The organism is Microbacterium sp. LWS13-1.2 (genome assembly GCF_040144835.1).
GTDB lineage: Bacteria > Actinomycetota > Actinomycetes > Actinomycetales > Microbacteriaceae > Microbacterium.
Genome location: NZ_CP151632.1, coordinates 2,641,499 through 2,668,019, shown reverse-complemented (window position 1 = coordinate 2,668,019; position 26,521 = coordinate 2,641,499). Strand labels below are relative to the sequence as shown.

The following is a 26,521-nucleotide window of genomic DNA, read 5'->3' as shown; positions in this document are numbered from 1 at the left end:
GCCTATCGGTCCGCTTCGAACTCCTCATCCAGCTCTCGCAGGGCGTCGAGGGCCGCGCGTCGATCCTGCGCGCGCGTGCGGCGCAGCGCGAGGACATCCTCGGTGCGCAGCCGTGTGTGGCTTCCCACCTGCCGGGCGGGCAGCTCGCCGTTGCGCACCAGCTTCATCAGGGTCGGCCGCGAGACACCGACCAGCTCCGCCGCCACGGTGGTCGTCAGCTCCTCCGGAAGGGTCGTCACCGACACGGATCCGCGGGCGAGTCCTCTCAGCACGTGGACGAGGAATGCGCTCACGTCTGTCGGCACGCCCACACGGGAGCCGTCGCCGGCGACCAGCGCGAAATCGAGTGTGCCCAGGTCTTCCGTGCGCCGCACGAGTTCGGCGGCCTGCCCGCGGAGCCCCTCTTCGACGAAGACGGTTCCGTTGCTCAACAACACAGTCATGAGGCCCCCCGACCCGTGACGCGCCGTCAGATCCAGCGCCGCACGCATCCATGATATGCGGCTGCACTTACAGGTGAATGCTTTGCAGATACATCTGTAACGCGCTAGCGTCGGCCGGTACCGACTGGCCGATGGATGGGACACGACACAGGTGGATGCGGTAGCGCTCAAGCGGACCTGGGCTCAGGTCGCGGCCCACGGGGACGCGGTACCCGGGTACTTCTATGCGCACCTCTTCCTCGCCCACCCCGAGACCCGCGATCTGTTCCCGGTCGCCATGGCCGCCCAGCGCGACCGGCTCGTCAAGGCGCTCGGCCACATGGTCAGCAACGTCGACCACGTCGGCGACGTCGTCGACTACATCGAGGACCTCGGGCGTGATCACCGCAAGTTCGGCACCATCTCCGGCCACTACCCCGCCGTGGGCGCATCGCTGCTCGCGACGCTGAAGCACTTCCTCGGCGCCGCGTGGACCCCTGAGCTCGCTGCCGACTGGGCCGAGGCGTACGGCCTGATCGCGACGACCATGATCACCGCGGCCGAGGCGGTCGAGTCCGAGCCCGCCACCTGGGCCGGCGAGGTGATCGCGACGGAACGGCGGGGGATGGATGTCGGGACCGTGACGATCCGGCCCGATGACAGGTACCGGTTCCAGGCCGGTCAGTCGCTCGCCGTCGAGATCCCGCAACGACCGCGCCAGTGGCGATACCTGTCGCCGACCCACGCGCCCCGCGCCGACGGCACGATGACGTTCCACGTGCAGCTCGTCGCGGGCGGACAGGTCAGCGGAGCGCTGCTGCGCGACGTCAAGCCGGGCGACCGGGTGCGGCTCGGGCCGCCCATCGGCGAGCTGCTGACGCTCCGCTTCGACAGCGAGTGGCCCGACCTGCTGCTGATCGGCGGTGGCACGGGGCTCGCCCCGCTGCTCGCTGTGCTGGATCAGGTGGCCGGACGCCACGCGGCGCGCGGAAGCGGTCCCCGCGTCGCGCTGTACCACGGCGTGCGGCATCCGTGGGGGTTCTACGCGAAACCCGAACTCGAGCGCTACGCCGACGCGCCCTGGCTGAGCATCGGGTACGCGGTGTCGGACGACCCGTCGTTCCCCGGACCTCGGGGATTGATCGGCGACCTGGCCGCCGCGGACGGGCCGTGGGACGACCGCCTCGCGATGGTCTGCGGATCGCCGCGCATGGTCGAGCACACCACCGCCGTCCTGCAGCGTGCCGGACTCGACGCGCATCGCATCCGCAGCGAGAAGTACGAAGACCCGTTCACCCAGCACCCCAGCATCGCCGGCGATGAGGCAGTCCCTCCGGAACTCGTTCAGCCGGGCGTCATGCGGGGAATCCAGTAGAGGGCAGACACGAACATGACCGCGACCGAATCCGTATCTATCACCCCGGAACTGCTCCGCGGAGTCTCTTTCGCGGACGAGCGCAGCGGCTACGCCCGCAGTGAGGTCCACGCGCTGCTGGCGGCCGCGGCCGATGCCCTCGAGGTCGCGTGGCGCGACAACCAGGCGCTGACCGCGAGCGGCGTCACCACCGAGGAGGGCGAGATCTCCAGTCGCGCCGTCCTGCTGCTCAGCAGTGCACAGCGCATCGCCGACGACGCGGTGGCGGAGGCCGAGTCGTACGCGAAGGACCTCATCGAGACGGCCCGCAAGCAGTACCGCGAGATCATCGAGCGGGCGCAGCACGTCGCCCACTCCATCGAGAAGCAGGCCGCAGCGCACCCCGGGCAGATCGCCGCCGCCGCGGCCCCCGAGAGCCCGCGGGCCGCCGAGCCCTGGGCAGCGGATCGCTCGCCGTCGCTCGCGTTCGCGACCGACGACCTCGCCGCCGCCGGCCCGGCATCGCCGGACGACGTGGTGCGGGCCCGCCAATTCGCCCGCATGGCCACCGCCCAGGTGCACTCGCTCCTCGAGTCGATCGAACGCGAGCTCGGCCGACTCGGCGCGACCCCGGCTGCGCCGGCCGCCGCGCCGGCGCCTCCCGCTGTGGCTCCGCGGGCCGCGCCGGACGCGCCCGGGCCCGCCGCCGCCGACGAGCAGCCCCCGAGCGACAGCCGCTGGCGTCCGCGCAGCGCCGGGCGCTGACGACACCCCGCGAGACAGCATCCCCATCCCCTCACGAATCGGAGCACCCGCATGACCGACACCACCGAAGCCACCCTCTACCAGCGACTGGGCGAAGGCGACGGCATCGCCGCCGTCGTCGACAACATGTACCGGCTGATCCTGGGCGACGAGACGCTCGCGCCCTACTTCTCGGGCACTCGGATGGTCGACCAGAAGCGTCACATGGCCCTCTTCCTCGCCGCGGCGGCCGGCGGTCCCAACGGCTACAAGGGCCTCGACATGCGCGCCGCCCACGCCGGACGCGGGATCACCGACGCCGACTTCGACCGGGTCATCGGCCATGCGGCGACGGCGCTCGCCGACGCGGGCGTCGACGAGGCCACGATCGGCCAGGTCGCGGGCGCGCTGATGCCGCTGCGCTCCGAGGTCACCACCGCCGACTGAGCGAGCCGGACTCGATCCACGACGCCGTCCAGGGCGACGCGCGGCCGTCCTACACTGGACGCACGCTCCACCGACGTCGATCGGAGCCGCCGTGTCATCACCCTGGTCGCAGCGCCGCGAGGTGTCGCCCGAGACATCCCGTCTGCTCATCGAGCGCGCGCACGAAGAACTGGTCGCGGGCAATGCCGCCGACGAGCGGCTGAAAGACGTGCGAATGCTCGTGCGGGAGTCCTGGCGCCGTTCGCTCGACAGCCTCGTGGGCGCCGAAGGGCTGCCGCCCCTCGATCTGACCACGGAAGAGCTCGAGGCGTACCGCCGCGCGCACCCGCTCGCCGGCGTCATCGACATGGTGCGCGGACTGCTGCTGCCGGGCGAGGCGTCGGAGTCCGGTGTCGTCGTGGCGGTCGGCGATGCCGCCGGGCGGCTGCTGTGGGTCGAGGGTGACCGGAACGTGCGCCGGCTGACGGGCGACATGGGGTTCGTCGAGGGCGCGAACTGGTCGGAGGACGCCGTCGGCACCGCCGCCCCGGGCACGGCCCTCGCGCTCGGCCGGTCGGTGCAGATCACCGGCGCCGAGCACTTCAACCGTCTGGTCCAGCCGTGGTCCTGCAGCGCCGCCCCGGTGCACGATCCCGAGACGCGCCGCATTCTCGGCGTCATCGACGTGACCGGGGGCCTTGAGGCGGTGACGCCGCAGGCGCAGCTGCTGGTGGACGCCACCGCCCGGGCGATCGAGGGAGAGCTGCTGGTCGCGCGACTCCGTGCCCGCGCCGCCGAGGGAGAGACTCCCGCGCCCGGCGCGGCCCGGCGCCGCTCGCCCACTCGGCGCGCCGAGCCCACTCGTGCGACCCTCCGGGTGCTCGGACGCGACCGTGCCTTGCTCGAGGTCGCCGGCGAGGGCGTCGAGACGGTGTCCGAGCTCGGTCCGCGCCACGCCGAGCTGCTGCTCATGCTCGCCGTGCACCGCCAGGGGCTGTCGGCGGAGCGGCTGGGCGAGCTCGTGTACGGCGAGCCCGCCGATGCCCGCCGCGCGGCGACGGGTGCGACATCCGTCACGCTCCGCGCCGAGATGGTGCGCCTGCGCAAGGCGCTCGCGGCAACCTCTCCCGCTCTCGTGCCCGAGTCCCGGCCCTACCGGCTCGGAGTCGAGATCGAGACCGATGCGCACCAGGTGCTGTCGCTGCTCGACCGGGGCGCGCACCGGGTCGCGCTCGCCGCGTACCGGGGCGACGTGCTGCCGGATTCCGTCGCGCCCGGGGTGGAGGAGTTCCGCGACACCGTCCGCTTCGCGCTGCGCGAGGCGCTCATGACCGAGGCGTCCGTCGATGTCCTGCTGGCGTTCGCCGAGACGGATGCCGGCGCCGACGACGTCGAGCTGCTGCGGCTCTGCCTCTCGATGGTGCCCGCGCGGTCGCCCCGTCGTGCGGGGCTCGTGGCGCGGATCGAGAAGCTCGACGCCGCTCTCTGATCGCGGACCGTTCCTGTCCGCATTCGGCGGGAGGGTGGATCCACGACAGAGCGGAACCGCCATGCTCCGCGGATTCGCCACCATCAGCTACTACGCCGCAGACCTGAACGCCGCTTCGCGTTGGTACGCCGAGGTACTGGGTATCGAGCCCTACTTCGTCACTCCTGCCTACATCGAGTTCCGTGTGGGGGACTACGAGCACGAGCTCGGCATCATCGATGCGCAGTACCGGCCGCCGATGCCCGACGGGCCGGCCGGTGCGGTCATGCAGTGGGCGGTCGATGACGTGCACGCGAGCCTCGCGCGCCTGATCGAGCTCGGCGCCGCCCAGTATCAGCCGGTGATCGAGCGAGGTCACGGTTTCAACACGGCGGCCGTGGTCGACCCCTTCGGCAACATCCTCGGCATCATGGAGAACCCGCACTACCTCGAGATCGTCGAGCGGGACCGCGCTCGACGCTCGCCCTCGGCCGAGTAGCCCGCGTCGCCCACGTTCGGTCTCGCTCGTTCAGCGGGCCTGTCCCGGTCGTTGAGCGAGCGAGGAACGCGGTCGTTGAGCGAGCTTACGAGTCGAAACGCAGAGACGAAACGCCCTGCGCCCGGCGCAGACGATCGGCCGCAACGTTGTGCAACCTCCGCGGGCCTACCTTCGACCCATCGCGACGAGGACCGTCGCACCACGCGTCGAAGGAGACCAGCATGACCATCGTCGAAGAGGGCGTCTCGAGCATCTACGCCGCTCCCGGGCAGCGCGGCTCGATCGCCGACTACCGCCCCCGCTACGGCCACTACATCGGCGGCGAGTTCGTCGAGCCGATCAAGGGCCAGTACTTCGAGAACATCAGCCCCGTCACGGGCAAGCCCTTCACCGAGGTGGGCCGCGGCACGGCGGAAGACATCGACCGCGCAGTGGATGTCGCGTGGCGGGCGTTCGAGTCATGGAAGCGCACCACGCCTGCCGAGCGCGCGCTCATCCTCAACAAGATCGCCGACCGCATCGAGCAGAACCTCGAGAAGATCGCCGTCGCCGAGACGTGGGAGAACGGCAAGCCCGTCCGCGAGACGCTGGCGGCCGACATCCCGCTCGCCGTCGATCACTTCCGTTACTTCGCGGGTGTGCTCCGCGGTCAGGAGGGCTCGCTCAGCCAGATCGACGAAGACACCGTGGCATACCACTTCCACGAGCCGCTCGGCGTGGTCGGGCAGATCATCCCGTGGAACTTCCCCATCCTCATGGCCACGTGGAAGCTCGCCCCGGCGCTCGCCGCCGGCAACTGCGTCGTGCTGAAGCCGGCCGAGCAGACGCCGGCCTCGATCCTGTTCCTCTTCGAGATCATCGGCGACCTCCTGCCGGCGGGCGTCGTCAACATCGTCAACGGGTTCGGCATCGAAGCCGGAGCGCCGCTGGCGCAGCACAAGCGCATCCGCAAGGTCGCGTTCACGGGTGAGACGACCACGGGCCGCCTCATCATGCAGTACGCGTCGCAGAACCTCATCCCGGTGACCCTCGAGCTCGGGGGCAAGAGCGCGAACGTGTTCTTCGAGGACGTCGCCCGCGACACCGGCGACGCCTACTACGACAAGGCCCTCGAGGGCTTCACGCTCTTCGCGCTCAACCAGGGCGAGGTGTGCACGTGCCCCTCGCGCGCGCTCATCCAGCGATCCATCTACGACCGCTTCCTCGGCGACGGGCTCGACCGCGTCGCGAAGATCGTGCAGGGCAACCCGCTCGATCCGGCGACGATGATCGGCGCACAGGCCTCGAACGACCAGCTCGAGAAGATCCTGTCGTACATCGAGATCGGCAAGGCGGGCGGCGCGAAGCTGCTCGCGGGCGGCGAGCGCGTCGACCTCGGCGGCGACCTCTCGGGCGGCTACTACGTCGCGCCGACGGTCTTCGAGGGCTCGAACGATATGCGCATCTTCCAGGAGGAGATCTTCGGCCCCGTCGTCTCGGTGACCTCGTTCGACGACTTCGACGACGCCATCTCGATCGCCAACGATACGCTGTACGGTCTCGGCGCGGGGGTCTGGAGCCGCTCGGGTGACACCGCCTACCGCGCCGGGCGCGCCATCGAGGCCGGGCGCGTCTGGACGAACACCTATCACCAGTACCCCGCGCACGCGGCGTTCGGCGGGTACAAGCAGTCGGGCATCGGCCGGGAGAATCACCTCAAGATGCTCGACCACTACCAGCAGACGAAGAACCTGCTCGTGTCGTACGCCGACGGCGCGATGGGCTTCTTCTGATCCCCTCCCTGGCCCGGGTGGAGCGAGTCGCCAGCCGCTCCGCCCGGGTCGTGTCAGACCCCGGTCGTTGAGCGGAGGGCGCTCTGGCGTCCGAAGACGAAACGCCAGAGCCTTGCGCGAAACCCTCGACGTGTCGTCTGCGTTTCAACTCGCAAGTTCGCTCAACGACCGGTCCTTGTGAAGAGGAGTTCCTGATGGCCCCGACCCGAACCCACGCGCGTGTGGCGGTGACGGATGCCGCGGCATCCCTCCTGCGGCGACTCACGGCCGAGCACGGCCCGCTGATGTTCCACCAGTCCGGCGGGTGCTGCGACGGCAGCGCGCCGATGTGCTTCCCTGTCGGGATGTTCCAGACCGGCCCGTCGGACGTGCAGCTGGGTGAGCTCGAGGTCGGCCTCGCAGAGGCCATCGAGGTCTTTATCTCGGCGGCTCAGTATGAGTACTGGAAGTACACGCACCTTACGATCGACGTCGTTCCCGGCCGCGGCTCCGGGTTCAGCGTCGAGGGGCCGACGGGCAGCCGCTTCATCATCCGCTCGCGCATGCTGACGGATGCCGAGCTCGACCACTTCGGACTGGGGCCGCACGCCTCCGCGGGATGACGTGCGGCCCTCCGTTCAGTGGCCGTCGCGGATGTCGCGCGCGAAGCCCTCGGCGTGCAAGCGGAGCGCCTCGATGCGCCGCTCGCGTGCGGCCATCACGTCGAACCCGAGGTAGGCGGGCGGCATCGGCCGGCGCGCGTTGACGGAGCACTCGAAGTTCTCGCACAGGAGGGTGCCGACGGTGTCGCCGTTGCGGCCGGCCTTGCCGGCGCGCTTGGCGCCGAACAGCACGACGTCGTTTGGGAGTGTGACGTCCTCGCACCATGAGCACTGCGGGCGGGTGCGCGTGCGCTGTTCGGTCTGACGTAGCAGGATGCCGACGGGCTCGTCGTCGACCGGCACGACGATGAAGCCGGCGAGCGGCTGCTTCGGGTCGCGCCAGCCGAAGTAGTCGAGGTTCTGCCAATCGAGCGGGGCCAGGTCAGGGATGACGAGGGCGTTGCGTTCGCGCAGCGAGGCGTTGACGAACGAGGCGCGAAGGTCCTTCTGGGTGTATGCGTGCATGAATCCTTGTTTCACCGGGGATCGTCGCGGCACGACGAGAGATCGGATGCCGCGGGCGGGTGGCCCGCGGAGAGTCGACGGCGTCGCGCTCGGCCGAAGCCCGGGCGACGCGCGCGTCTACCTCCGCTCGGCGCAGGACGCGCCGAGTACCCCCTTACGCCCGCCGGGCGTCGTGAACGTCGAATGCACGCCCGACAGCATACGCTCGTGCGCCTGCGCACCGGCTGCGTCGGCAACGTCGGCGATCAGCGCAGCAGCGCCCCGCCCACCTGCGTGAACAGCCAGTCGACGCGACCGTCGTCCCGGTCGTTGAGCGAGGGAGGAACGACCGAGACGAAACGGCGTTTCGTCTCGCCGGCGCTCGCTCAGCGCGCTGGGGCCGGGCGTCCGGCGGTTACACGGTCACGTCGTCGGGGAGCGGGGTGCCGGCCGTGTGCTCGCGGCACGGCCGACGCATCGACATCGTGGTCTAGGTGTCCGTGGGTGCGGCGCTCACCGGCATCGCGGCGTACGCGGCGAGCCAGGCGTCGGCGATGAGGGCGGCGCCCTGCGCCGTCGGGTGGACGCCGTCGGGTACGATCTCCGCGGCGCCGTGCTCGGCGGCCGCCGCGCCGACGCTGTCGTGCAGCGGCACAAGCGTGGCGTCGAACCGCTCGGCGAGGCGGCGGATGGCGGCCCGCTTGGGGTCGAGGTCCTCGAGCCAGGCGGCCTGGCCCTCGCTCACCGGCACGAAGAACGGCTCCACGAGCACGAAGCGGTCGACGCCCGCTTCGCGGGCGGCCTCAAGGAGTTCCGCGACCGTGGCCTCGAAATCCTCGGCTGAGGTCGGGTCGTCGTTGTCGAAGCGGCGCCACATGTCGTTCACGCCGATGTACACCGTGAGCACGTCAGGCTGCGCCGCGAGCACGTCGTCCCAGCGGGCGGCCAGGTCGACGGCACGGTCGCCGCCGATGCCCTTGTTGACGACGGTCGCGTCGTCGCCGACGGCTCGTGCGATCAGGGCGACGTAGCCATCCCCCAGCGACGTGGCGTCATATCGGTCGTGTCCGGAGTCGGTGATCGAATCGCCGGCGAAGACGAGGGTGGTCGAGAGAGGCATCCGGTGTGATCCAATCGGCGTCGTGCGCGGTTCGTCGGCATCGTCGAGAATCGCTTGATGGGTGGGTCGTGGACGTCCGCGACGGAGCGGGCGTGGAGGTTCACGTGAACATATCGCTTCCCGGGCCGGCGAGCGAGGAGCCGCGGGAATCGGTTCCGGGCAGGATCGAATCACGACGCGAGGAGGCGCCATGACCGATGCCCGCAGGGACCCCGACGATCTCGACGCGCTGCGCGCGGCATCCGACATCCTCGGCACCGCGCAGCGAACCTCGAGTCGGTGTGCACCTACGACGGCCCCGACGAGGTGCACACCCTTATCCTCGGTCAGCACCTCACCGGTCTCGACGCCTTCCGCTGACCGGTGTCGCGACCCCTGGCCGGGGCGGGTTCGGCGTCTGGTCGGCGATCCGGTACCATAGGAGGGTTGTCCGCACGCGTTCTATGCGCGGGAAGTCGGATGACGTGCACACACACCCTCCTGCTGTCGGGAAATGCCCGGCAGCCGTTCTAGTCCGAAGGAGGTGGGTTAGTGACGCACCAGTACGAACTCATGGTCATCCTGAACCCCGAGATCGACGAGCGCCAGGTCGGCGCGAACCTCGACAAGTTCCTGAAGGTCATCACGACCGACGGCGGCACCATCGAGAACATCGACATCTGGGGCAAGCGCCGTCTCGCTTACGAGATCCAGAAGAAGAACGAGGGCATCTACGCCGTCGTCAACTTCACGGCGACCGCCGCGACCACGCAGGAACTCGACCGCCAGCTCAACCTCAACGAGCAGATCATGCGCACCAAGGTGCTGCGTGCCGAAGAGGCCATCGCGATGATCGCGTCGGAGAAGCAGCGCGCCGACGAGCGTGCCGCTCGCAAGAGCGCCAAGGCTGCGAAGGCATAAGGCTGATGGCCGGCGAGACGATCATCACCGTCGTGGGAAACCTCACGGCTGATCCCGAACTGCGCTACACGCAGAACGGCCTCCCCGTCGCGAACTTCACGATCGCGTCGACGCCGCGCAACTTCGACCGTCAGGCGAACGAGTGGAAGGACGGCGAAGCGCTGTTCCTCCGCGCGAGCGTGTGGCGCGAGTTCGCCGAGCACGTGGCCGGCTCGCTGACGAAGGGCATGCGGGTCATCGCGACCGGCCGCCTCAAGCAGCGCAGTTACCAGGACCGCGAGGGCAACAACCGCACCGCGATCGAGCTTGAGGTCGACGAGATCGGCCCGTCGCTGCGATACGCCACTGCACAGGTCACCCGCGCTGCGGGCGGCTCCGGCGGTGCCGGCGGCAGCTTCGGCGGTGGCGGTGGCGGTCAAGCTCGCCCGGCCCAGGTCGCCGACGAGCCGTGGTCGACGCCCGGTTCGGCGAACGGCGGCGCCGCGAGCGGCGACGCCTGGGCAGCTCCCGGCGCCTACGGCGACGACACCCCCTTCTAAGGGTCGATCTCAGAAGCAGATTCCGGATGGCTCGGCACGAGGCATCCGATCAAGAAAACGTAAAGGAACCACCATGGCTGGAAAGGCAACCGGCGACCGCCGGAAGCCGCGGAAGGGCGCGAAGAACGCGGCCCCCGCGAAGGCGATCCGTGTCGGTCTCATCGACTACAAGGACGTCGCGACTCTTCGCAAGTTCATCTCGGAGCGTGGCAAGATCCGCGCCCGTCGTATCACCGGTGTCTCGGTGCAGGAGCAGCGTCTGATCGCCAAGGCGATCAAGAACGCGCGCGAAATGGCGCTCCTGCCCTACGCCGGCGCTGGCCGCTAAGGAGCACCCAATGGCAAAGCTGATTCTCACGAATGAGGTCGCCGGGCTCGGAAGCGCCGGAGACGTTGTCGAGGTCAAGAACGGGTTCGCCCGCAACTACCTCATCCCCCAGGGCTTCGCTGTGGCCTGGACCCGTGGCGGCGAGAAGCAGGTGGCGTCGATCCGCGCCGCCCGCGAGTCCCGCGCGATCCACGACCACGAAGAGGCCGTGGCCCTCAAGAACGCCCTCGAGACCAACAAGGTCAAGCTGACGGTCAAGGCCGGCGCCGAGGGTCGCCTGTTCGGCGCGGTCAAGACGGTCGACGTCGCCGACGCGGTCAAGGCCGCCGGTCTCGGTGACCTGGACAAGCGCAAGATCCACATCACCTCCCCGATCAAGTCGGTGGGCGAGCACGAGGCGACGATCCGCCTGCGTGACGACCTCACCGCCGTGATCACGCTGCAGGTGGTCGCCGCCAAGTAATCCCTCGGGATACGGCGAAACGGATGCCGCGGACCTTTGGGTTCGCGGCATCCGTCGTTTCGGGGACGTCACCCGTCGATCGTGTACCCAACTCAGGAACGGCGCGGTCCGGCTGCCGTGTGGGGCGCGAGATTCCGCGGGCGCGCGGGAGCTGTTGTTGAGTCGTTCCTGAGTTGGGTACGGTGCCCGGGGTCAGAAGATCCAGTTCGCGCCGGCGGCGACCGGCCAGGACCACGCCGCGGATGCCGCGCGCAGGGCCGCCGGTGAGCGGACGTCGACGAGGCCGGCCTGGGCGAGCGACGACAGCGAGATCGCGCCGAGATGCGCGGCGCCGAGCTCGCGGACATCGAGCGCCAGGTCGGCGGCGTCGTCGGTCGGCGCGACCTCCGCGTGGCCCCACGCCTGGGCGCGTACCCGCCAGCGCCCGGCGTTGGCGGGCAGCATCGCGTCGGTCACCTCGAGCACGATTTCGACGTCGCCCGCGTACCGGCGCTGCGCGAGCGCGGTGGGCAGGTCGACGATGCGCAGCCACGAGTTGTCCTGGTAGTCGGGCACGGCGGGCCGGATGTCGACGAGCAGCGACACGATCGGGTCGTCGACGGGCAGGTTCGAGATCTTCACCTGCGAGGTCAGGTCGAGATCGAGCAGCACCGACCACATGCGGTGTCCGGCGGCCGCGGTCAGCGCGACGGCCTCGCGCACATGCACGGTGCCCTCGGCCCCGGCGCGCTCCCACGACATCGTGCGGCGGAATGTCGCGTAGGCGAGCGCGGTGTCGGTCTCATCGCGCACGATCAGGAGCCGGAGCGCCTCCTTGCCGCCGCGGAGTGCCGCGGGGTCGGCTTCACGCGCCGCGCGCTGCTCCGGCGTCTCGCGGGTCGCCCAGCCCGGTCGCCCCAGCCCTTCGGGAAGGCGCGCGTAGTCGCGATGCAGGGCGGCGACGAGGTCGCCGTGGGCCGCGGCATCCCACTCCTCCAGCGCGACGTGGAGCTCGGCGGCGCCCGGCACCGGGCGAAGCGCGGCGCCGCGCGGGATCGTCAGGCTCAGCTGCGTCGACGCCATGCCGTAGCCGAAGCGGCCATAGATGGGTGTCTCCGCCGCCATCAGGCCCGAGATCGCCTCACCGTTCGCGAGGCAGTCCGCGAAGTGGTGCTCGATCATCCCTCGCAGGATGCCGCGACGCCGGTGACCGGGGTGCACGCCGACCCACGTCAGCCAGCCGCATGCCACCTCCGCGCCGGGGACGGGGTAGGCGCGCAGCGGGTACGCGCCGTGGAATCCGGCGAGCAGCTCGTCGTCGCCGACCTGCGCGACGCCGTACGTGCGGTGCCAGCTCAGCGGGCTCGGCAGCTCGCGCAGCGTCTCGATGGAGCGCTCGGTCGGGAACGCCCAGACGTCCAGACGCAGGACGTCGTCGCGCCGGTCGGATCCGACGGGGGTGAGGCGGTAGGAGTCGGGGAGAGGCACCCCCCTACTCTGGCGAGCGCGCGAGGGGCGCGCAATGCAGGCGGCGGTCCCTCGGCTGCACCCGGGGGCGTGACGAAGCGGATGCCGCGAGCCCCCCGGGTCGCGGCATCCACTCCTGTCATCTCCGCTGCGTCGCCCGCTCCAGGCATGGCCGGACGACGCAGGCGGAGAAGGATCGTGCACCCCCGATCGAGAGGCGGGTCCAGGCAAGAGCCGGCCATCGCGATCGGGGGCGGTTCAAGGGCGGGAGGGCCGCTGGGGACGGCCCTCCCGCCGTGCTCTCACGCGAGTCGGGGCGAGGGGCGCCTGGGGAACGTCGACTTGCCCCGTCGACTCACGCGGAGCGCCGCCGCGACACGCGCGCGATGGCACCCGCTGCGAGCAGCGAGAGCCCCAGCAGCAGGAACGGCATCGCGCCCGCTCCTCCTGTCGTGGCGAGCTGGGTGGCCTCACCGGACGTTGCCGCCGAGCCGGTGACCGCGGCCGAGCCGCCGTCACCGGGCGTCCCGTTGTCCCCCGGGTTGGTGGGTTCGGTCGGGTTCGTCGGGTCCGTCGGATCGGTCGGGTCCGTCGGGTCCGTCGGGTCCGTCGGGTCCGTCGGATCGGTCGGATCGGTCGGGTCCGTCGGGTCCGTCGGCACCACGGCGTCGACCGTGGTGCTGTCGCCGATCACCGAGATGGCGTTGCCGCCGATGGTGATGGGCAGCGAGATCGGCGCCAGGATCTGCGTGCCGCCGAGGATCGAGTCCAGGCCGCCGGTGGTGCCGGTGGTGCCGCCGTTGCCGGTGCCCGGCGCTGAGACCGCACCCGTCGAGGTGCTGTCGCCGACGCCCGAGACGGCGTTGCCGGCGAGCGTGACCGGCACGGCGATCGGCGCGAGCACCTGGGTGCCGCCGAGGATGCCGTCCTCGCCGCCGGTGGTGCCGGCGGTGCCGTTGCCGGTCGGGCCGGTCGAGGGTGCCGTGGCGGCGTCCTCGCTCGAGCTGTCGCCGATGACGGAGATCGCGTTGCCGACCGCGGTGATCGGGGCGGTGACGGGCGCGAGCACCTGGGTGCCGCCGAGGATGCCGTCCGTGCCGTCGGTGGCCCCCATCGAACCGGTCGAGGGCGTACCTGAGCCGGCGGTCGTGGTGGCGTCGGTGGACTCGCTGTCTCCGACGAGGGAGATCGCGTTGCCCGAGACGGTGACCGGGGCGGTCACCGGCGCGACCACCTGGCTGCCGCCGAGGACTGAGTCCTCGCCGTCCGTCCAGGCATCGGCGCCGGCGGCGCCGCCCGAGCCGGCGGGCGCCGTGGTGGCGTCCTCGCTCGCGCTGTCGCCGACGACCGAGATCGCATTGCCCGAGACGGTCACCGGAGCGGCGATCGAGACGATCCCCTGGGTTCCGGAGAGCAGGCCGTCCTGGCCCGAGGTCTCGGCCGGTGCGGTGGCCGGTGCGGTGGCGGGCGCGGGCGCCGTAGTCGCGGCATCCGTCGACGAGGAGTCGCCGACGACCGAGACCGCGTTGCCCGAGACCGTGATCGGCACGTTCACCGACACGAGGCCCTGCGTGCCCGAGCCGATGCCGTCGGAGCCGCTGGTCGTCGCCTCTGCGGGAGCCGGAGCGGGCGCCGGCGCCGCAGTGGTGGCGCCGCTGCTCGACGAGTCGCCCAGCACCGAGAGCGACGTGCCGCTGATGTTGATCGGAAGGGTGACGTCGACGATCGCCTGGCTGCCCGAGAGCAGCCCGTCATCGCCCGTCGTCTCGGCCGCATTGGCGACCGTCGCGCCGAGCAGCGTGATGCCGCCGGCGAGGAGCGTGCCCCAGAGGGCGCGCTTGTAGAAAGTACGCATGGTGTTCCCCTTAGTGAATTGATCGGTTCGCAGCGCACGGAGAGGCGCTGCTCAGCGCGTGAGGGCGCGCTGGTTCCTCTGCCGCCCGCGCTCGATTGAGCAAGGCGGCGGGGAACCGATCAGTCGGGGGAGACGTCGGTGGAACCGGCGGGCGCCGGCGGCGCGTGCTCGTCCTCCGGACCTGCTCGACGCACCCAGGCACGGTGTGCGGCGAGAGGAAGGAGGGCAGCGAGCGCCCAGGCACCGAGACCCGCACCACCGGGTCCCGCGGAAGAAGTGGGCAGACAGAGTCCGCATGCAGAGTTGAGGGGTCCGCTCAGCGCGAGCGCGGCGGACGAGACGACGACTGTGACGGCACCGCCGACGTGCGAGACGGATGCTGCCGCCCACTGGCCGATCGAGCGGGCGGTCGTCGAGAAGAGGGCGGCCGCGGCTTCCGTCTGCGAGGCGAGCGCAGCGATCGCGTCGTCCGCACTGAGGGTGCCGGACAGCCCCGGAAGGCCCGGAATCGCGGGGATGCCGGGAAGTAGAGGTACCTCGCCGGCGCCGCCCGCGGGCGGGAGTCCGACGGTCGCGCCGGTCTCGTCGACCGCGCCGATGACGCCGGTGAGCGTCTCGTCGACGGTGCCGCCGAGATCGTTCACCGCGTCGTCGAGCCCGATGCCCGTGACGACGCCGCCCACGATCGGCACCGCGGTCACGAGGTCGACGACGGGAGCGGTGATGCCGCTCACAACGCCGCCGGAGACGACGTCGGAGACCGGCTGAGTGACGGTCGTGACGACGGTGCCGATGGTCTGGACCACCTGGCTGACCGGCTGCTGGACCGGCGTTGGAGCGGCGGCGACCGCGGTGTTGACAGTGTCGGTGACGTCCGTGGCCACCGTTGAGACGGTGGTCGTGACGGTCGTCGCGGTCGTGTCGACCAGCGAGGTCACGGCACCGAGAGCACCCCCGAGCAGTCCTCCGTCTTCGGTCTCGTCGGCGTGCGCCTGTCCGAGGCCGAGGCCGAGGACCAGCGAGACGACGATCCAGGCGAACGCGGTTGCGACCCCGATGAGGGCCAGCCGCACGATCCTCGGCAGCGAGGTTGCGATCTCCACGTTCACCTCCCACGACGAAAGAGCCGCACGTTCCGGACGGATCGTGCGTAGGGGTGCCTGGACTTGGGAGCATACCGCCTGCGGAATCGCCATGTCCAGACCCCCTTTCGCCGCGAACACGATCGCGCCTCCTCGCGCGCGCACGGTGTTCTGTATCCCCGGAATTGTGCACAGGGCGCGATGCACAGCTCAACCTTCAACCCTGACTTCAACCACATCCTCCTCCACAGGCTGTGGAATACGCAACGGCCGGTCAGGAGCGGTTTCTGCGAAGACCGTGCTCGAAAAGCAGCGAGTTCTCCACAGCGGTTGTTCACAGGCGTGTCGGCGTTTCACGCAGGCTCTCCACAGAGTTATCCACAGGTCGTGTTGCGTGTGTCGGAGGCCGTCCTTAGCGTGGGGTGCGGCCCACTCGTGGCGCGCGCCTCCGTGCTGGACACAACGGCGTGGCAGCAGCAGGGGATCGCACGCGGGGGTTCGGCGGGGAGCGGGATGCTGCGGCATCCCGCAATCAGGTCGTGCACGCTGACGCGCGCCCGGCGAGCCGCACCGGCTCACGCCGTGACAACTCGGGAACGAACGATAGGGAGGACTCGCAGCCTATGTCGATCGCCGACATCTCCGATGAGCGCATGGGGGGTCCCCGTGACTTCGAGCGCACTCCCCCGCACGACCTCCTCGCCGAGCAGAGCGCGCTCGGTGGCATGCTGCTCTCGAAGGATGCCGTCGCCGACGTCATCGAGACCCTCCGCGGCGCCGACTTCTACGTGCCCAAGCACGAGCTCATCTTCGAGGCGATCCTCACCCTCTACTCGCACGGCGAGCCCACCGATGTCGTCGCCGTCACCGACGAGCTCATCAAGACGGGTGAGCTGCAGCGCGCCGGCGGTGCGGACTACCTGCACACGCTGACATCGATCGTGCCGACGGCGGCCAACGCCGGCTACTACGCGTCGATCGTCTCGGAGCGAGCGCTGCTGCGCCGCCTGGTCGACGCCGGCACCCGCATCGTGCAGATGGGCTACTCGGGTCAGGGCGAGGCTCTCGACCTCGTCAACAACGCCCAGGCCGAGATCTACTCGGTGACGGGTGCCGAGGCGGCCGAGGACTACGTGCCACTCACGATCGCGGTGGATGCCGCGGTGGAAGAGATCGAGGCCGCGCGAGGTCGCGACGGCCAGATGACCGGCATCCCGACCGGCTTCTCGGGACTGGACGCCCTGACCAACGGCCTGCACCCGGGTCAGATGATCATCATCGCGGCGCGACCCGCGATGGGTAAGTCGACGCTCGCGCTGGACTTCGCGCGGTCGGCCGCCGTCAAGCACGACATGCCCACGATCTTCTTCTCCCTCGAGATGGGGCGCAGCGAGATCGCGATGCGCCTGCTGAGCGCGGAGGGCGCGATCCCCCTGCAGTCCATGCGCAAGGGCACGCTCGACTCGCGCGACTGGACGACCGTCGCTGCGACGCGCGGGCGCATCAACGACGCTCCGCTCTACATCGACGACAGCCCCAACATGACGCTCGTCGAGATCCGCGCCAAGTGCCGGCGGCTCAAGCAGCGCGCGGGCCTGAAGCTCGTCGTCATCGACTACCTCCAGCTCATGACCTCGGGCAAGCGCGTCGAGTCGCGTCAGCAGGAGGTGTCGGAGTTCTCACGAGCGCTCAAGCTGCTCGCGAAGGAGCTCGGCGTCCCGGTCATCGCCCTCTCGCAGCTGAACCGTGGTGCCGAGCAGCGTGCCGACAAGAAGCCGGCGCTCTCCGACCTGCGTGAGTCGGGCTCGATCGAGCAGGACGCCGACATGGTCGTGCTCCTGCACCGCGAAGCCGCCTACGAGAAGGACTCGCCGCGGGCCGGCGAAGCCGACCTCATCGTCGCCAAGCACCGCAACGGCCCGACCGACACGATCACCGTCGCGTTCCAGGGCCACTTCTCCCGCTTCACCGACATGGCACCGGGCGACTTCGGGTAGCAGTTGTAGGGTCCGCTCGGAGCTGTCTGTCTCGTGGTTGAGATGTCCACGTGGTGTCCATCTGGACGTCTCGACTTCGCTACGGAGCTGATCCGGGACCGTGCGGCGCAGCGTGGACAAGTGCTCAGTGCAGGCCCCGACGACAGCGTAGGCATCCGCCCTATCCGATACCATGGCCGCCAACGAGTCCCGGATGCCGCTCCGAGCCATGAGACAGCTGATGGCATGGCTCGCGGGTCTGCTTGCGTTCGGTGCCGGAGCTGCCGTCTACACCCTCGTGCGAATGGTGCGCGAACGCCGCAAGCGGTCGTAGCGATCGCCTGAACCACCTGCGCGAGCCGATGCGGCAGCTCTTGCAGTGACGAACCAGCTCGCCGGCCGACGGCAACGGCCGGACAGTCCGCGGCGGCGGGCTTCACGCCGTAGACCTCTGCCGGGATACCTACTGTCGGAGGCCCTGTCGCAGGTCGGTCGTCGCGGGACCGGCCGGGACGGCGGGAGTACGCGGCCAAGTCCAGGCGGAGCGCAGGATGAAGGCCAGGAGCAGCACCTCGATTCCGATGGAGAGGCCGTAGAAGAAGGCCCACTCCCAGGTCGCCCCGGCCGCGTTGAACGCGGAGTATGGGATGTAGAGCGACGCCACGATGAGGTTCGTGGCGCGGTTCACCCGGGCGGGCAGCGTCAGGGAGAGCATCACCATCAGGGCGGGGATCGCCACGGATGCGAGCATGATGGTCAACAACGTCGAGCTGACGTCGAACCTCCAGACCAGGCCATTCAGGATGCCGTCGACGACGCCGGGCTTGTAGAGGTTGAAGAAGTCGACGTAGATGTAGAGGAACATGAAGCTGGTCCATGCGGCGGCAAGCTTGGCCTGCACGGCGATCGGCGGGGTGTCGAGCAGGTTCGGGGTGTTCGTTCGGATAGTCATCGGTTCTTCTTTCGAGAGGAGCGGTCCGTCCGCCGCAGTGGCGGCAGGTATGGGCGTGCGTGCGCACGGTCGGGTCGTTCTCGTCGGTGCTGTCCTCAAACGGTGACGACGACCTTCCCTCGTGTGTGACCGGCCCCGACGTAGCGCTGCTTCGTACACCGTACGTCGTACACCGTACTATGCGGCGTACACTGTACGATTGTCAAGCCGTTCGAGCGAGCGAGGAGACCCATGCCTGCGAGGGAACAACGCCAGGTCGCGTCGGACGCGGGCCTGAGCAAGCAGCGGGTGGTGATCGAGGCGGTCCGGATCGCAGACCACGAGGGCGTCGACGGGCTGAGCATGCGCCGGCTGGCCGGCGCGCTCGGTGCGGGCGCGATGTCGCTCTACCACTACGTGGCGAGCAAGGATGAGCTGCTGGACGCGATGACGGACATCGTGTTCGAGGAGATCGAACTCCCACCCGTAGAGACCGACTGGCAGTCGGCGATGCGACGGCGGGCGGTATCCGCCCGACAGGTTCTCGCACGCCACCCGTGGGCGATCGTCCTGATGGAGTCGCGGACGTCGCCGGGGCCCGCGAACCTCCGCCACCACGAAGCGGTCACCGCCTGCCTGCGGAGAGCTGGCTTCCCGGTCTTGATGGCGACGCATGCCAACTGGTTGCTCGACAGTTACGTCTACGGCTTCGCACTGCAGGAAGCCAGCCTGCCGTTCGGCACCGCCGATGAGTTCGCGGACATGGCCGAGGACGTCTACCTGCCGCAGCTTCCTCCTGACGAGTTCCCCTACCTCAACGAGTCCGCGGCGGCGCTCGTCGCCGCCGGCTTCGACCCTGCGGAGCAGTTCACCTTCGGCCTCGACCTCATCCTCGCCGCCCTCGAGCCCCTGAGAGCCTCCGCCTAGCGGCGCTCGGCGGCGCCGTGCGCCTGCGAGCGGAGCCCGGACGCCCGTCGGATCCGCGCCGCGACCATGGCCTCGCGACATCTCGTCCCAGTAGGTTCATCACATGAACCTCGCCGCCAAGGTCACCACGGGCGTCGCCGTGCTCATCGTCGGCGGCTTGGTGGCCCTCGCGGCACCTGCCGTCGCGTCGGTGCACGGGGCGCTGTCCTCCTGGGTGATCTTCCAGCCGACCGAGGAGCCGACCGAGGAGCCGACCGTCGAGCCCGCATCCGCGGAGGATGGCGCGATCGGCGAGGAGATGATCGACGAGCTGGGCGACGGGTACGTGTACGTCGGAAACGGCACCGCGATCCCGAAGGGTAGTCCTGCCGGGTGCGAGGAACCGGCCTGGCTCCACGTCGGCGGAACGAGCGCGAGCATCAGCGGCGACCTGGTGGACCGGGGCGCACGCGACCTCGCCGCGGGCACCGTGGGCCTGGACGACGAGGGTCGGATCAAGACCTACACGGTCGCGGCGGGTGACGCGCTGTTTGCTATCGGGGACCGGTTCTGCATCGCGAACGCGCTGACGATCGCGATGCTCAACCACACTCGCACGATCCAGCCCGGCGAGGTGCTGCTGCTCCACCCGGACAGTTCGATCCCGTGGGTGCCGTACTACAACCCGGTGACCACGCCCGCCGGATACCAGCAGATCCCCTACCAGCTCGCCGTCGAGGCGATGAGCGCCGCGGCCCACGCGGGCGACCTCGACCGGATGCGCGCGATCTTCGCGGACGAACTGTCCGGTCTGTTCCCCGATCCGGCTGAGGCCCAGGTGATCGCGCAGGCGCTCGACGCCGGCGACCTCGATGTGTTGCGCCAGATGTTCGCGTAGTGCCCAGCCCGCCGAGGGCGGCCGGAAGGCACCGCCCCCAAGGCGGACGGTGTTCCTGCCGAGTCGGGCGCCCAGCCCTCGTCGGAGCGGATGTCATCCGTGGGCGGGACCCTGACCACGATCCTCTGAGCGTCCACCACCGGGGTTCCGTCACGTCCAGCCAGCGATCACCCCCGTGTCCGAGGCATCCACCCGAGTACGTGCCCACGGTGCTGGACGGTCCGCCCGCCGGGTGAGTCCTCCGGCCCCGCGTAGGTTGGAGAGCATGGCTCGCATCCTCGCCGTGACCGGCGGCTACGTCGTCCCTGTCAGCTCTGACCCCATCCCGAACGGCACCCTCGTCGTCACCGACGGCGTCATCACCGCCTTCGGCGGGGCGGACACGGCGGTGCCCGCCGGCGCCGAAGTGATCGACGCGACGGGCAGTTGGGTCGTCCCCGGATTCGTCGAGTCCCACGGCCACCTCGGCGTCCACGAGGACGGCGAGGGATGGTCGGGCAACGACACGAATGAGATGACCGACCCGAACGGGGCACGGTTCCGCGCTCTCGACGGCATCGACATCGAGGAGGTCGGCTTCCGCGACGCGCTGCGCGGTGGTGTGACGACGGCCGTCATCAAGCCCGGGTCGGGCAACCCCATCGGCGGCCGGACGGTCGCCATCAAGACGTGGGGCGGCCGCACCGTCGACGAGCAGGTCCTCGCCACCGACGTGTCGGTGAAGGCGGCGCTCGGTGAGAACCCCAAGCGCGTGTACGGCGACCGGAAGCAGACGCCGTCGACGCGGCTGGGCGTGGCATCCGTCCTCCGCGACGCGTTCGTCGCTGCGCAGAACTACGCCGACAAGCGCACCTCGGCCGTCGACAAGGACGAGCCGTTCGAGCGAGACCTGGGCAAGGAGACGCTCGCCGCAGTGCTCGCGGGCGACCTCCTCTGGGATCAGCACTGCCATCGTCATGACGACATCGCCACGGCGATCCGGCTGTCGGAGGAGTTCGGCTACCGCCTGATCGTCAACCACGGCACCGAGGCGCACAAGATCGCCGATGTCCTCGCAGAGAAGCAGATCCCGGTGATCTTCGGGCCGCTGCTGACCTCGCGCTCCAAGGTGGAGCTGCGCGACCGCGCCATCGGCAACCTCGCCCTCATCGCCGAGGCGGGTGTCAAGGTCGCCATCACGACCGACCACCCCGTGGTGCCCATCGACCAGATCCGCCTGCAGGCGATCCTGGCGGTGCGTGAGGGCCTCCCCGCCGAGACGGCGCTGGAGGCGCTGACGACCAATCCGGCCGACATCCTCCGTCTGAACGAACGCGTCGGCGCTCTCGAGCCCGGCCGGGACGGCGACGTGGTCGTGTGGTCGGGCGACCCGCTCGCCGTCGACTCGCGCGTGCAGCGCGTGTTCATCGAGGGGCGCGCGGTCTATGAGCCGGGTACGGATGCCGGCTCGCGCGTCGTCGAGCGCTGGGAGCGCTTCGGTCGCACGTCGTGGATGGGATGACGACGCGCGGCCCGGCATCGTGAGCATGCCCGACGAGGACCGGGGTGCACCCGGCCACGTCCCCCGGTCGTCGTTCGCCCGTTACTGGGCGGCGGCCGCGATCAGCTCGTTCGGGACCGCCGTCTCGGCCGTCGCGATGCCGGTGCTCGTGGTGCAGCTGCTCGCGGCGACGCCGGCGGAGGTCGGCATCGTCAACGCGGCGCAGTTCGTGCCGTACGCCGTTCTCGGGCTGATCGCCGGCGCGTACACGGATCGCTGGCGCCGCAAGCCGATCCTCGTCTGGTCCAGCATCGGCCGGGCGGTGTCGCTCGGCGCGATCCCGGTGCTCTGGCTGACCGGCATGCTCGAGATCTGGATGCTCGTGGTGCTCCTGCTGCTGTTCGGCTCGTTCTCGGTGTTCGGGTTCGCGGCGACGCAGTCGTTCCTGCCCCGGCTCGTGCCGCGGTCGCGACTGGTGGTGGCGAATGCGCGCCTGGATCAGACGGATGCCGCAGCCCAGACCGTGGGGCCGGCACTGGGCGGCGGGCTCGTCGGCTTGCTGGGCGCTCCCATCGCGCTTCTGGTCGACGCGGTCAGCTACCTCGTCGATGCGCTGCTAAACGGGAGCATCCGCGTGGACGAGCCTCGCGAGCGCCGCCCCGACCGCAATCTCCTGCGCGAGATCCGGGAGGGGCTGCGCTGGGCGTACGCGCACCCGACGCTCGCCCCGCTCGCGGTGTCGACGCACGTCTGGTTCTTCGCGAACGGCATCGCGTTCACCGTGCTCTCACTCCTGGCGCTGCGGTCGCTCGGCTTCACCGCGTTCACCTTCGGACTGCTGCTGGCCGTGTCGGGATCGGCGGCTCTGCTCGGCGCGACCTTCGCGGCGAGATTCGGGTCGTGGCTGGGCACCGGGCCGGCGATCATCGTCGCCCGCGCGGCCTATCCGATCGCCTGGCTGCTGGTCGCGGCGACGGCGTGGCTGTCCGCGGGACCGGTACTCCTCTATATGGCGCTCGCAATTCACGGGCTCGCGGCCGGTGTCGAGAACGCGAACGAGATGGGGCTCCGGCAGGCGGTGACTCCCGATGCCCTGCTCGGACGCGTCAATGCGAACACGCGCTCGGCCAACCGGACCGCGGCGGCGCTCGGCGCCCTCGCCGGAGGTGCGGCGCTCGGCCTCGTCGGGGACCAGTGGACGCTCGTCGCCGTGATGGTCGTCTTCGCTGTCGCCGCGCTCATCGCGGTCCTCTCGCCGCCCCTCCGTGAGATGCGCATCCTTCCCGACTCGGACTGAGTCCGCGCACGCGGCTCGCTCGCCACTCCGCCCGCCGACCCGCTGGGCACGCGCCCCGGCTCGCCGGAGGAGGACCGACGACGGAGGCGGATCGCGACGAATTCCTCCCCCGAGGTTGGTGACTTCCCGAATCGATTCGATACACTGGTCGACTGTCGCCCGTCGCCTGCTGGTGCGGCATCCTTCCCTCTCCTCGCCTTCTCCTTCGAGAGCCGCCTCATGACCACCGCCCTGACGACGGGCCGCCCTTGGCGCGTCATCGTCGTGTTCGCTGTCCCGCTGCTCATCGGCAACGTCGTCCAGCAGCTGTACCAGTTCGTCGATGCGATCGTCGTCGGACGCCATCTCGGCGTCGATGCGCTCGCCGCGGTGGGTGCGACGGGCAGCATGCTGTTCCTGCTGCTCGGGTTCGCGTGGGGTCTGACGTCGGGCTTCGCCATTCCCACGGCGCAGGCGTTCGGCGCTCGCGACTATGCGGCCGTGCGCCGGTCGGTCGCGGCAGGCACCATCCTCACCGGCGCGTGCACGCTGCTGCTCACCGTCGGCGCGCCCCTCCTGGCGGGGCCGCTGCTCGTGCTGCTGCAGACGCCGCCCGAGCTCATGGACGATGCGGTCGTCTTCGCGCAGATCAGCTTCCTCGGCGCCGGCGCGATGATGTTCTTTAACTACCTGTCGGCGATCATCCGCGCCATCGGCGACTCCCGCACGCCGCTCGTCTTCCTCGCGCTGGCCTGCGCTCTCAACGTCGTGCTGGTCATCCTCATGGTCGGCACGTTCGGCTGGGGTGTCGGCGGCGCCGCCGTCGCCACCGTCGTCTCGCAGGCGATCTCGGTGCTGCTGTGCCTCGAGTTCGTCCGTCGACGGATGCCGGTGCTCCACGTCCGCCGCGAAGACTGGCGCGTGAGCCGCGCAGAGCTTGCCGAGCACCTGCGCCTCGGCCTGCCGATGGGCTTCCAGGCCTCGATCATCGCGATCGGGACGCTGTCGGTGCAGGTCGCCCTCAACGAGCTGGGCGCCGACGCGGTCGCGGCCTACACCGCGGCATCCCGCGTGGACGGCCTCGCCGTCGCCCTCCTGCAGTCGCTCGGCCTCGCCGTGTCGATGTTCGTCGCTCAGAACCACGGCGGCGGCCGGCCCGACCGCATCCGCCGCGGCGTCACCCAGGCGACGTGGATGTCGGTGGCGGCCGCGATCGTGCTCGGCGTCCTCCTCATCGCCTTCGGCGCCGCGCTGGTGCAGCTGTTCGTCGGCCAGGAGGCGGACGAGGTCGTCGACCTCGCCGCGCAGATGCTCGCGATCAACGGGGCGAGCTACTGGATCCTCGGCATCCTGTTCGTCCTGCGCGGTGCACTGCAGGGTCTCGGCCACACGCTCATCCCGACGGTGACCGGCGTGATCGAGCTCTTCATGCGCGTCGGCGCGGCGGTCGTGCTCGGCGGCATCTTCGGCTTCATCGGCGTCGCGGCCAGCAACCCGCTCGCCTGGCTCGGGGCCGTCGTCGTGCTCGTTCCCGCGTACATCCACTCCCACCGGCAGCTGGCATCGGCTCCGATCACTCCGATGGTCGCGACGCCGACCACGCCCATCGCCGTCATCGGTCCCACCGACGGCTCGATGGTCGTGGACGCCGTGGTCACGCAGCCCATCGTGCTGCCGACCGCCGCGCAGACGGCGACGCCGACTCCGCCGCGTCGTCGGCGCCGGCGTCTGCGCGCGTCCGACCGCGAGCGGCGCAGCGCCGGCGGCTGAGTCCGGCCTGCGGTGCAGCGGCGCGTGGGAGTCCCGGTTTCGCCGAGACCGAGGAATCCCGTCGAGCCGTGGGACGGCGCCCGCGGCCTCGCCGCGCATGCCCTGTCCCGGTGGGGGTGAGGGTCTTGCCTGCCGAGCGCGAGTCTTGCCCGCGAGCTTCGCCTGCCCCCGGCTCACGCCGGACCGCTGCTCGTGTGCGGTTGCGAGCCGATGGACGTAGTATCTGCGTATGAGTGCAGATAAGCAGGGATGCGGATACGCGGTCGACAGCAGCTTCGTCGAACTCGCGGTGGAGGTGTTCGCCATGCTGGCCGACGCGACCCGCGTGCGGATCGTGCTCGCCCTGCAGGACGCCGGCGAGCTGTCGGTGAACCACCTCGCCGACATCGTCGACAAGTCGCCCGCCGCCGTGTCGCAGCATCTCGCGAAACTGCGGCTCGCGCGCATCGTTTCGACGCGGCAGGAGGGGCAGCGGGTGTTCTACCGGCTCGAGAACGAGCACGCCTCCCGCCTCGTCGCCGACGCGATCCACCAGGCCGAGCACTCGCTCGGCGGCACGCCCCGCCACCACCACGCCGACAAGGGCTCCGAATGAGCGCGCAGGCCGCGGAGCACCACGACCACGACCACGACCACGACCACGGCGACCACGACCACTCCCACCCGGGCGGGCTGCGAGGGTTCCTCCACGAGGTGTTCGTGCCGCACTCGCACGACGCGGCGGATTCGATCGACGATGCGATGGAGGCGAACTCCGCGGGCATCCGCGCGCTGAAGATCAGCCTCGTGATCCTGCTCGCCACCACGGTGCTGCAGGCGATCGTGGTCTTCTTCAGCGGCTCGGTCGCGCTCCTCGCCGACACCGTCCACAACCTCTCCGACGCCCTCACGGCCGTGCCGCTGTGGATCGCGTTCGTGCTCGGCCGGCGCGCGGCATCCCGTCGCTACACCTACGGGCTCGGCCGCGCCGAAGACCTCGCGGGCCTGTTCATCGTGTTCGTCGTCGCGCTCTCGGCGATCGTGGCGGCCTGGCAGGCGATCGATCGGATGCTGCACCCGCAGCCGCTTCACAACCTCGGGTGGGTGATCGCCGCCGGCGTGATCGGGTTCGCCGGCAACGAGATCGTCGCCGTGTATCGCATCCGCGTGGGCAAGCGCATCGGGTCCGCCGCGCTCGTGGCGGACGGTGTGCATGCCCGCACCGACGGCTTCACCTCGCTCGCGGTGGTGCTGGGCGGCATCGGCGTGCTCCTCGGCTTCCCGCTGGCCGACCCGATCGTCGGTCTCGTGATCGCGGCGGCGATCTTCGTGCTCCTGATCGGCACCGTGCGCAGCGTCTGCCGCCGCCTCCTCGACGGCGTCGAGCCGGAGCTCGTCGACCGCGCCGAGCACGCGCTCGCGCACGTCGACGGCATCGCGCGGATCGACCGCGTCCGCCTCCGCTGGGTGGGACACCGCCTCCAGGGCGACGCGCTCGTCGCCGTCTCGGCGACCTCCGACGCCGGCGCGATCGCCGTCGACGCCGAGCGCAGCGTGCGCGAGCACCTGCGCAACGTCGACGACTTCATCGTCACGGCACGCGGCCTCAGGATGCTCGACCACCGGGACGAAACGCACACGCCGTAAGACGTCCGCTCGGAGGCTCGAGGCGTTTCGTCCCTGCGTTTCGACTCGCAAGCTCGCTCAATGGCCACGTTCCTCGCTCGCTCAACGACCGGGCGTCGCGTTGCCGCGTGCTGTGCACCCCGAGCCGGGCGGCGCTCCTTCAGGAGGCGCAGAAC

At 70.3% G+C, this 26,521-nt stretch carries 26 protein-coding genes; 19 read left to right on the top strand and 7 right to left on the bottom strand.

Annotation, left to right across the window (positions count from 1 at the left end; all coding sequences use genetic code 11):
- Nucleotides 1-2: 2 nt before the first annotated feature.
- Nucleotides 3-431 carry a helix-turn-helix domain-containing protein gene (locus MRBLWS13_RS12560; protein ID WP_349425699.1) on the bottom strand — a complete coding sequence of 143 codons (429 nt, stop codon included), beginning with the start codon at nucleotides 429-431 and terminating at the stop codon, nucleotides 3-5.
- Between the two features lie 163 nt (nucleotides 432-594).
- Between MRBLWS13_RS12560 and MRBLWS13_RS12555 the strand changes: the two genes are divergently transcribed.
- From MRBLWS13_RS12555 to MRBLWS13_RS12525, 7 genes are all read left to right on the top strand, one after another.
- Entirely contained in the window at nucleotides 595-1,797 is a 1,203-nt protein-coding gene (locus MRBLWS13_RS12555) for a globin domain-containing protein (protein ID WP_349425698.1), read from the top strand.
- Between the two features lie 15 nt (nucleotides 1,798-1,812).
- On the top strand, nucleotides 1,813-2,541 hold the full coding sequence (locus MRBLWS13_RS12550; protein ID WP_349425697.1) for a DivIVA domain-containing protein: 729 nt from the start codon (nucleotides 1,813-1,815) through the stop codon (nucleotides 2,539-2,541).
- 51 nt (nucleotides 2,542-2,592) lie between these two features.
- On the top strand, nucleotides 2,593-2,967 hold the full coding sequence (locus MRBLWS13_RS12545) for a group 1 truncated hemoglobin (protein WP_349425696.1): 375 nt from the start codon (nucleotides 2,593-2,595) through the stop codon (nucleotides 2,965-2,967).
- A gap of 91 nt (nucleotides 2,968-3,058) precedes the next feature.
- Nucleotides 3,059-4,435, top strand: coding sequence for a transcriptional regulator (locus tag MRBLWS13_RS12540; RefSeq protein WP_349425695.1), 1,377 nt, complete (start codon nucleotides 3,059-3,061; stop codon nucleotides 4,433-4,435).
- Nucleotides 4,436-4,496: 61 nt separating this feature from the next.
- The gene (locus tag MRBLWS13_RS12535) at nucleotides 4,497-4,913 is read left to right on the top strand and encodes a VOC family protein (RefSeq protein ID WP_349425694.1); all 417 of its coding nucleotides are present in this window, start codon (nucleotides 4,497-4,499) and stop codon (nucleotides 4,911-4,913) included.
- A gap of 221 nt (nucleotides 4,914-5,134) precedes the next feature.
- Nucleotides 5,135-6,685, top strand: a complete 1,551-nt coding sequence (locus tag MRBLWS13_RS12530; RefSeq protein WP_349425693.1) for an aldehyde dehydrogenase family protein — start codon at nucleotides 5,135-5,137, stop codon at nucleotides 6,683-6,685.
- Between the two features lie 194 nt (nucleotides 6,686-6,879).
- Entirely contained in the window at nucleotides 6,880-7,287 is a 408-nt protein-coding gene (locus tag MRBLWS13_RS12525; RefSeq protein ID WP_349425692.1) for a DUF779 domain-containing protein, read from the top strand.
- A gap of 15 nt (nucleotides 7,288-7,302) precedes the next feature.
- On the opposite strand, the gene MRBLWS13_RS12520 is transcribed toward MRBLWS13_RS12525, so the two are convergent.
- Nucleotides 7,303-7,791, bottom strand: a complete 489-nt coding sequence (locus MRBLWS13_RS12520; RefSeq protein ID WP_349425691.1) for an FBP domain-containing protein — start codon at nucleotides 7,789-7,791, stop codon at nucleotides 7,303-7,305.
- A 469-nt stretch (nucleotides 7,792-8,260) separates the two neighbouring features.
- Complete coding sequence (locus tag MRBLWS13_RS12515) at nucleotides 8,261-8,890, bottom strand: GDSL-type esterase/lipase family protein (RefSeq protein WP_349425690.1); 630 nt, start codon at nucleotides 8,888-8,890, stop codon at nucleotides 8,261-8,263.
- A gap of 531 nt (nucleotides 8,891-9,421) precedes the next feature.
- Here MRBLWS13_RS12515 and rpsF point away from each other — a divergent pair.
- The 4 genes from rpsF to rplI all read left to right on the top strand — a co-directional run bounded on the left by rpsF (nucleotide 9,422) and on the right by rplI (nucleotide 11,120).
- Nucleotides 9,422-9,790, top strand: a complete 369-nt coding sequence (gene rpsF, locus MRBLWS13_RS12510; RefSeq protein WP_163616223.1) for a 30S ribosomal protein S6 — start codon at nucleotides 9,422-9,424, stop codon at nucleotides 9,788-9,790.
- 5 nt (nucleotides 9,791-9,795) lie between these two features.
- Nucleotides 9,796-10,329: a single-stranded DNA-binding protein gene (locus tag MRBLWS13_RS12505; RefSeq protein ID WP_349425689.1), complete on the top strand. Its 534-nt coding sequence runs from the start codon at nucleotides 9,796-9,798 to the stop codon at nucleotides 10,327-10,329.
- A 73-nt stretch (nucleotides 10,330-10,402) separates the two neighbouring features.
- Nucleotides 10,403-10,657, top strand: a complete 255-nt coding sequence (gene rpsR, locus MRBLWS13_RS12500) for a 30S ribosomal protein S18 (RefSeq protein WP_045301896.1) — start codon at nucleotides 10,403-10,405, stop codon at nucleotides 10,655-10,657.
- A 10-nt stretch (nucleotides 10,658-10,667) separates the two neighbouring features.
- Nucleotides 10,668-11,120 carry a 50S ribosomal protein L9 gene (gene rplI, locus MRBLWS13_RS12495; protein ID WP_349425688.1) on the top strand — a complete coding sequence of 151 codons (453 nt, stop codon included), beginning with the start codon at nucleotides 10,668-10,670 and terminating at the stop codon, nucleotides 11,118-11,120.
- A gap of 192 nt (nucleotides 11,121-11,312) precedes the next feature.
- Here the strand turns inward: rplI and MRBLWS13_RS12490 are convergent, their stop codons facing one another.
- The 3 genes from MRBLWS13_RS12490 to MRBLWS13_RS12480 form a co-directional block, all read right to left on the bottom strand.
- Nucleotides 11,313-12,587 carry a GNAT family N-acetyltransferase gene (locus MRBLWS13_RS12490; RefSeq protein WP_349425687.1) on the bottom strand — a complete coding sequence of 425 codons (1,275 nt, stop codon included), beginning with the start codon at nucleotides 12,585-12,587 and terminating at the stop codon, nucleotides 11,313-11,315.
- A gap of 334 nt (nucleotides 12,588-12,921) precedes the next feature.
- Complete coding sequence (locus MRBLWS13_RS12485; protein ID WP_349425686.1) at nucleotides 12,922-14,421, bottom strand: chaplin family protein; 1,500 nt, start codon at nucleotides 14,419-14,421, stop codon at nucleotides 12,922-12,924.
- Nucleotides 14,422-14,540: 119 nt separating this feature from the next.
- On the bottom strand, nucleotides 14,541-15,524 hold the full coding sequence (locus tag MRBLWS13_RS12480) for a hypothetical protein (protein ID WP_349425685.1): 984 nt from the start codon (nucleotides 15,522-15,524) through the stop codon (nucleotides 14,541-14,543).
- Between the two features lie 602 nt (nucleotides 15,525-16,126).
- Between MRBLWS13_RS12480 and dnaB the strand changes: the two genes are divergently transcribed.
- Nucleotides 16,127-17,500, top strand: a complete 1,374-nt coding sequence (gene dnaB, locus MRBLWS13_RS12475; protein ID WP_349429053.1) for a replicative DNA helicase — start codon at nucleotides 16,127-16,129, stop codon at nucleotides 17,498-17,500.
- Between the two features lie 442 nt (nucleotides 17,501-17,942).
- On the opposite strand, the gene MRBLWS13_RS12470 is transcribed toward dnaB, so the two are convergent.
- Complete coding sequence (locus MRBLWS13_RS12470; protein ID WP_349425684.1) at nucleotides 17,943-18,431, bottom strand: DUF6326 family protein; 489 nt, start codon at nucleotides 18,429-18,431, stop codon at nucleotides 17,943-17,945.
- A gap of 231 nt (nucleotides 18,432-18,662) precedes the next feature.
- On the opposite strand from MRBLWS13_RS12470, the gene MRBLWS13_RS12465 reads away from it, so the two are divergent.
- The 7 genes from MRBLWS13_RS12465 to MRBLWS13_RS12435 all read left to right on the top strand — a co-directional run bounded on the left by MRBLWS13_RS12465 (nucleotide 18,663) and on the right by MRBLWS13_RS12435 (nucleotide 26,366).
- Nucleotides 18,663-19,337 carry a TetR/AcrR family transcriptional regulator gene (locus MRBLWS13_RS12465; protein ID WP_349425683.1) on the top strand — a complete coding sequence of 225 codons (675 nt, stop codon included), beginning with the start codon at nucleotides 18,663-18,665 and terminating at the stop codon, nucleotides 19,335-19,337.
- A 103-nt stretch (nucleotides 19,338-19,440) separates the two neighbouring features.
- Nucleotides 19,441-20,214: a hypothetical protein gene (locus MRBLWS13_RS12460; RefSeq protein WP_349425682.1), complete on the top strand. Its 774-nt coding sequence runs from the start codon at nucleotides 19,441-19,443 to the stop codon at nucleotides 20,212-20,214.
- A gap of 265 nt (nucleotides 20,215-20,479) precedes the next feature.
- Nucleotides 20,480-21,715 (top strand): amidohydrolase, encoded by a 1,236-nt coding sequence (locus MRBLWS13_RS12455; protein ID WP_349425681.1) that lies wholly within the window; start codon nucleotides 20,480-20,482, stop codon nucleotides 21,713-21,715.
- Between the two features lie 25 nt (nucleotides 21,716-21,740).
- Nucleotides 21,741-22,991 (top strand): MFS transporter, encoded by a 1,251-nt coding sequence (locus MRBLWS13_RS12450; protein WP_349425680.1) that lies wholly within the window; start codon nucleotides 21,741-21,743, stop codon nucleotides 22,989-22,991.
- 219 nt (nucleotides 22,992-23,210) lie between these two features.
- Nucleotides 23,211-24,740, top strand: coding sequence for an MATE family efflux transporter (locus MRBLWS13_RS12445; RefSeq protein WP_349425679.1), 1,530 nt, complete (start codon nucleotides 23,211-23,213; stop codon nucleotides 24,738-24,740).
- Nucleotides 24,741-24,969: 229 nt separating this feature from the next.
- Nucleotides 24,970-25,335 (top strand): metalloregulator ArsR/SmtB family transcription factor, encoded by a 366-nt coding sequence (locus tag MRBLWS13_RS12440; RefSeq protein ID WP_349425678.1) that lies wholly within the window; start codon nucleotides 24,970-24,972, stop codon nucleotides 25,333-25,335.
- Complete coding sequence (locus MRBLWS13_RS12435; protein WP_349425677.1) at nucleotides 25,332-26,366, top strand: cation diffusion facilitator family transporter; 1,035 nt, start codon at nucleotides 25,332-25,334, stop codon at nucleotides 26,364-26,366. Before MRBLWS13_RS12440 ends, MRBLWS13_RS12435 begins: the two co-directional genes overlap by 4 nt.
- The last annotated feature ends 155 nt before the right edge of the window (nucleotides 26,367-26,521 follow it).